The sequence below is a fragment of the Thermodesulfobacteriota bacterium genome (assembly GCA_040755095.1).
Taxonomy (GTDB): domain Bacteria; phylum Desulfobacterota; class Desulfobulbia; order Desulfobulbales; family JBFMBH01; genus JBFMBH01.
Map to the genome: position 1 here is coordinate 1 of JBFMBH010000200.1, position 5,315 is coordinate 5,315.

Here is a 5,315-nt window from a genome sequence, read left to right on the forward strand (position 1 = left end):
CAAGACCTGTACCTGCCACGCCGTGCAGTTGACGTTCCCCCCGGGCGTGGGGATGAACCGTCGTTGATGCGTGGGACTCCGTAACCGTTCACCAGGGTAGCTGGTGAACGGTTACGGACTTATGGGCGGCCACCAGAGCCGACTTCCGGCGTGGTACCCCTTCGGGTGCGCCCCGCGCATGGCAACTCTCTCGGCTCCTGGCCCGCATTCAGGATCTCTCCCCGGCTCATGCGGGCCATCGCCGAGGCCATGCCGGGCGCGGTGGAAGAGAACTTCGACGCCCAGGGCCGGCCGGGCTGGCCGTTCCCCAGGGCGTGGGGATGAACCGGACTGGGAAGGGCCCATCCCATGCGCAACCCCAGAGTACGACAAGCCCGGGTGGGTCCGTGGCACCCCCGAAAAAGGGTCACACCCTGACCGGTGATGCCATTCCCCCACGGGCTCAGGGGGGGCGCGCCCTCGACGATCCCCGGCACCAAGGCCGGCCACCAGTCCAGGTTTATTCTGTCTCCTTTCCCTGGCAGCATTTCTTGTACTTCTTGCCGCTGCCGCATGGACAGGGGGCGTTCCGGCCGACCTTGACCGTTTGCGCCGGTCTGGACCCGATCCCGCCCTGCCGGCGGCGGCAATGGCTGTAGATCTCGGTCAGCCGGACATGCCGCCTTCTCATCTGCGCATAGATTGACGGGTTTTGCTCCTCGATGGCCTGCCGGGCCGTTTGCGGATCGATCCACCCTTTTCCGACTCCGGTCGGATCGCGGAGCTGCCACGTCTTCTTCCGGTAATCGACGACATAGCATACGAGCTCCTTGCCGGTCGCCACTCCGTCCGGGACCGCCGGATAGACGCTCAGGCAGGTTTCGGTACAGAAGCAGCCGTTTCTGAGGCAATACAGGTCAAGGATCACGTATCGCTCGTTGTTCAGGGTCACCGGCCAGAGCTCGGCATAGGGAAGGATGTCCCTGTAGGGAGTCAACAGTCCCTTTTTCTCGATTTCTTCGTATTCGAACCAGGTGTCGATATCTTCCGGCCGGGCCAGGTCGGTCTGCTGCCGCTTGACGGCCAGGTAGCGGGAGAGCAGGAACCGGAAATCATCCTCGTCCAGCTGTTTGACCAGATTCCTGGCGAAATCACGCTCCGGACCGCGCCTGGTCACGGTGCCCTGGTCCGCCACCTTCTTGCGCTTGACATCAATGGACACCACCCGGGCCGGCATTCGCGGCTCCGTCTCCGGGTGGTCTTCCGGCACAGGAGTCAGGAGCATGTCCACGCTATTGCACGTGCAGACCGGACTGGGACAGATCTGGAAGGTAACGTCGTAAGCCCTTGTCGTACCGTCTTCCTGCAGCGTCACCCGGCACCTTTCCTCTGTTTCCATCATCTGCAGAATCATGCTTCTCCTTTTCAGTTTTCTCGTAGCGGGCGTATGCTTTCGAAGCCAGCCAAGATCTGATCACTTCCAACAACCTGCTCCGGACAACACGGCCGGCCTGTGCCGCATCTTTGAGCATGCCTGGGCTTGTGGCGGATCATGGCCGTCGACGAGGGAGGACTTGCCCGTCTGACGTGGGCAAGCGAGGAAGAACCAGCGCCAGTCCGGGAGGTCTGCCACTCGTGTTACCATGCTCAAGCACTGTAGAGAGATTCTGCAGCGACGTCAACGAGCCCCCGGCGCCCACCGGCAACCGAACTGGACCAGGGGAGCGCGGTGGGCTTTCAGGCCAGACGACTTTTGCAGCGGTGGGGAGCAGCGCCGGACACCAGCGTTGGCAGGCCCACGATCGGTGGCGACGTGCGGCCGATGGATCCTCCCGTAGGGGCGACGCACGCGTCGCCCTCTGTGCGCCCGCTTGCAGGACCAAAACATCCAGCCTGGCGTCCGCCTTGTCGAAAATCCAGCCTTCCGCAGGTCGTCCTTGACAGGGGAGGCGGCTTCTGGTAAATAAGATTCTACGCATATACTTAAGGAGAGTCCGGAGATGAAGGCAGCGGCAGAGCTGTTCAAGGTGCTGTCGGTGGACAAGCGGATCGAGATCATCGAGCTTCTGAAGGCCAACGAGATCAACGTCAACAGCTTGGCGGAGGCACTCCGGATCTCCCAGCCTGCCGTGTCGCAGCATTTGCGGGTGCTCAAGGCCGCGGGCCTGGTGCGGGACGAACGGCAGGGAAACCGGATCATCTACCGGCTGGATGAGGAGGCCCTGGAGCGGTGCCGGCAGCGGTTGAACCGGATCTGCACCTGCGGCTGCCAGGGGGCAGCCGGGCACGGCCAGGGTGGAGGACAGTGCGGCCACGGCCCCGGGTAGGGGCCTTTTCTTGCGCACAGTCAATAAGTATGTGCGCATAAAACTCAACATCAGGAGGTTCCAACATGAACGAAGAGTCGAGGGAGAACCGGAAGCCGCTGCTGGCAGAGGAGACCAGGGAAACCGCCGTCAAGGAGGGCTGTGGCTGCGGGTGTCTGCCGCCGCCGGTGGCCCTGATCCGGCAGCCGTGTCATTGTGGCTGCATGCCGGAGCGCAAAGCAGGGGATCGGGATTAGCCAAGGGCTGGGGACTCGAAAAAGGAAGGATGAAGGATGACTCTTCATCCTTCATCCTTCCGCCTTCATCCTTGGGACTCTCCCTATTTTCCCAGGCAGCATTTCTTGTATTTCTTGCCGCTGCCGCAGGGGCAGGGATCGTTCCGGCCCACCTTGACCGATTGCGCCGGCTTGTGCTCGATCATGCCTTGGCTGCGGCGGCAATGGCGGTAGATCTCGGCCAACCTGACATGCCGCTTTCCCATCTGCTCATAGATTGACGGGTTCTGTTCCTCCATGGCCTGCCGGGCCGTTTGCGGATCGAGCCACCCTTTTCCGGCTCCGGCCGCATCGGCGAGCTGCCAGGTTTTCTTCCGGTAATCGACAAGATAGCTGCCGAGCTCCTTGCCGGTCGTTATCCCATCCCGGACAGCCGGATAGACGCTCAGAACGGTCTCGGTACAGAGGCAGCTGCTTCTGAGGCAGTACAGGTCAAGGACCACGCATCGCTCGTTGCTCAGGGTCACCAGCAAGGGGTCGGCATAGGGAAGGATGTCTCTGTAGGCGGTCAACAGCCCCTTTTCCTCGATCTCTTCGTACTCGAACCAGGCGTCGACATCTTCCGGCCGGGCGGTCTCGGTCCGCCGCTGCTTGACGGCCAGGTAGTACAAGGCGAGAGACCGAAAATCATCGTCGTCCATCTGCTTGACCACGCTCTTGGCGAAATCGCGCTCCGGACCGCGCTTGGCCACGTCACCCTTGTCCGCCACCTTCTTGCCCTTGAGATCGATGGGCACCAGCCGGGCCGGGATTCGTTGTCCCGTCTTGTGGTCATCCGCTACGGGAGTCAGGATCATGTCCACGGTATTGCACGCGCAGGCCGGATTGGCACAGACGTCGAAGGAAACGCCGTAGACCGTTGTTGTACCGTTTTCCTGCAGCGTCAGACGGGAGCCTTCTTCTGTTTCCATGATCTGCAGACTCATGCTTCTCCTTTCCGCTCTGCCATGGCTGGTCCATGCTGTCGAAGCCATCCTCCGGGGCCACGAGCCGTCCTCGCCCGTCGCGGCCAGGGATGAGACGAATTCCGGTCACATCCGCCAACGTTCTCCATTTCGGGTCGCACTGTCAAGACCGGGATGTGTCGGCCGCCAGGTCGGTGCCGGCTGGCTTCGCTTGCGGCCCAGTCTTTTTCCGGGGTAGCCTGGGGTATGCCCTTCATCTCCGTTCCCGGCCATTTGCACCGCCGCCAGTTCCTGGCCTTCCTGGGCGGTGCCGCCCTGTCGCTCGTTGCCGGACCGGCGGCGGCGGCCCCGGGCTACCGGGTGGGGGTGGGCCGGGGGCAGGATCCGTATGCCGCGGCGGCCGCAGCGTTGGATGCCGCGCCCTGGCCGCCGGGGCGGATGGCCGGCCGGCGGGTGCTGATCAAGCCCAACCTGGTGGCCGCCGCGCCAGCGAGCAGCGGCGTCACCACCGACCCGGAGATCGTGCGCCTGGTGGCGGAGCGCTGCCTGGCCGATGGTGCCACCGAGGTGCTGATCGTGGAGGGCGGGCCGGGGGTGCATTTCGCGGCCTGCGGCTATGGGCCGCTGGGTGGGGCTGGCGGCGGCCGGGTACGGCTGGTGGACCTGGCGGCCGAGCCCAGCCTCCTGGTACCCGTGCCGGGGGGGAGCGCCTGCTCCGCTCTCTGGCTGCCCGAGCTGCTCCTGAATCCGGAGATCGTCTTCATCAGCGTGGCCAAGCTCAAGACCCACCAGCTGGCCACAGCCACCCTCAGCACCAAGAGCCTCTTCGGCCTGCCTCCCTGTCCGCCCTACCGCCTGCCCCGGCTCCAGGGGCGTCATGGCCTGCATTTCCGGGGCGTGCACCAGGTGATTGCGGATCTGGTGCGCCTCAGGCCCATCGACTACGCCCTGGTGGACGGCATCGTCGGCCTGGAAGGCAACGGGCCGCTGGCCGGCACGCCGGTGCCCATGGGGCAGGTGCTGGCCGGGGTCAATGCGGTGGCCGTGGACCGGGTGGGGCTTGCGGCCATGGGCATCGGCCAGGGGCTGGTGCCCCATCTCCATTACCTGGCGGCCGCAGGGCTGGGTCCTTTCAGCCTGGACGAGATTGAGCTTGCCGGCAGCGCGCTCAGGCAGCGGCCCTTTCAGCGGCCGGTGCTGCCGCCGCTTCTTTACGGCCTGTGGCCGGAGCCGGCCCAGGCGGCGCCGGGCCAGGCGTGCCGGATCGTTGCCTGGCTGGGAGAGCCGGCGGACTGCCGGCTGGAGCTGGTCGCCACCCGGCCGGAGGATGCCGAGGGCGAATCCCTGGGCGTTCTCGCCAGCTCCCGGCAGGGCAGGGGCCTCGCCTCCTTCATCTGGGACGGCCGGCTGGGCGGTCAGGTCCTGCCCCCGGCCCGGTATCGCCTGCGCCTGGCGGCCACCAGCCTGGCCACCAGCCGCACCGCCTGGGCGACCGGCTGGCTTGAGATCGCTGCTGGCAGCGGTTGACGGGCCGGCGCCCGAGCTTTCCACCCCGATCACGGCACCCTCCAGGTTCACCGCCCGGATATTCGCTAAGCATCCGGCCTGGCGTCGGCCTTGCCAGTGAGGGTGGAGTGGACCCAGGAAGGCCTTGCCGTGCCCGGCCCTTGGGTCTATGCTGGCTCCCGTCATCGACTGGCGGGCCTGCAAGTGCGCCCTGTCCTCCCCCCCCATCCGTGGAGAAGCGATCATGAACCGGAGCTGTCTCACCCTCGTCCTGGTCCTGGCAGCCGGGCTTTCCGGCTGTGGCACCACCTTGAAGCCGACCT

At 65.3% G+C, this 5,315-nt stretch carries 5 protein-coding genes; 3 read left to right on the top strand and 2 right to left on the bottom strand.

Going from position 1 to position 5,315, the window contains the following annotated elements:
• Window positions 1-499 precede the first annotated feature (499 nt).
• Complete coding sequence (locus AB1634_18590) at window positions 500-1,216, bottom strand: SEC-C metal-binding domain-containing protein (GenBank protein MEW6221521.1); 717 nt, start codon at window positions 1,214-1,216, stop codon at window positions 500-502.
• A 763-nt stretch (window positions 1,217-1,979) separates the two neighbouring features.
• Between AB1634_18590 and AB1634_18595 the strand changes: the two genes are divergently transcribed.
• Both AB1634_18595 and AB1634_18600 read left to right on the top strand, forming a co-directional pair.
• Window positions 1,980-2,306, top strand: coding sequence for a metalloregulator ArsR/SmtB family transcription factor (locus tag AB1634_18595; protein ID MEW6221522.1), 327 nt, complete (start codon window positions 1,980-1,982; stop codon window positions 2,304-2,306).
• A gap of 65 nt (window positions 2,307-2,371) precedes the next feature.
• Complete coding sequence (locus tag AB1634_18600; protein ID MEW6221523.1) at window positions 2,372-2,542, top strand: hypothetical protein; 171 nt, start codon at window positions 2,372-2,374, stop codon at window positions 2,540-2,542.
• Window positions 2,543-2,625: 83 nt separating this feature from the next.
• Here the strand turns inward: AB1634_18600 and AB1634_18605 are convergent, their stop codons facing one another.
• The gene (locus AB1634_18605) at window positions 2,626-3,507 is read right to left on the bottom strand and encodes an SEC-C metal-binding domain-containing protein (protein MEW6221524.1); all 882 of its coding nucleotides are present in this window, start codon (window positions 3,505-3,507) and stop codon (window positions 2,626-2,628) included.
• A 225-nt stretch (window positions 3,508-3,732) separates the two neighbouring features.
• Here AB1634_18605 and AB1634_18610 point away from each other — a divergent pair, with 225 nt between their 5' ends.
• Window positions 3,733-5,013: a DUF362 domain-containing protein gene (locus tag AB1634_18610; protein ID MEW6221525.1), complete on the top strand. Its 1,281-nt coding sequence runs from the start codon at window positions 3,733-3,735 to the stop codon at window positions 5,011-5,013.
• Window positions 5,014-5,315 lie beyond the last annotated feature (302 nt).

Coding starts and splice junctions, on each gene's coding strand:
- AB1634_18590 (MEW6221521.1), bottom strand. CDS start 1,216: ATGCCGGCCCGGGTGGTGTCCATTGATGTCAAGCGCAAGAAGGTGGCG.
- AB1634_18595 (MEW6221522.1), top strand. CDS start 1,980: ATGAAGGCAGCGGCAGAGCTGTTCAAGGTGCTGTCGGTGGACAAGCGG.
- AB1634_18600 (MEW6221523.1), top strand. CDS start 2,372: ATGAACGAAGAGTCGAGGGAGAACCGGAAGCCGCTGCTGGCAGAGGAG.
- AB1634_18605 (MEW6221524.1), bottom strand. CDS start 3,507: ATGAGTCTGCAGATCATGGAAACAGAAGAAGGCTCCCGTCTGACGCTG.
- AB1634_18610 (MEW6221525.1), top strand. CDS start 3,733: ATGCCCTTCATCTCCGTTCCCGGCCATTTGCACCGCCGCCAGTTCCTG.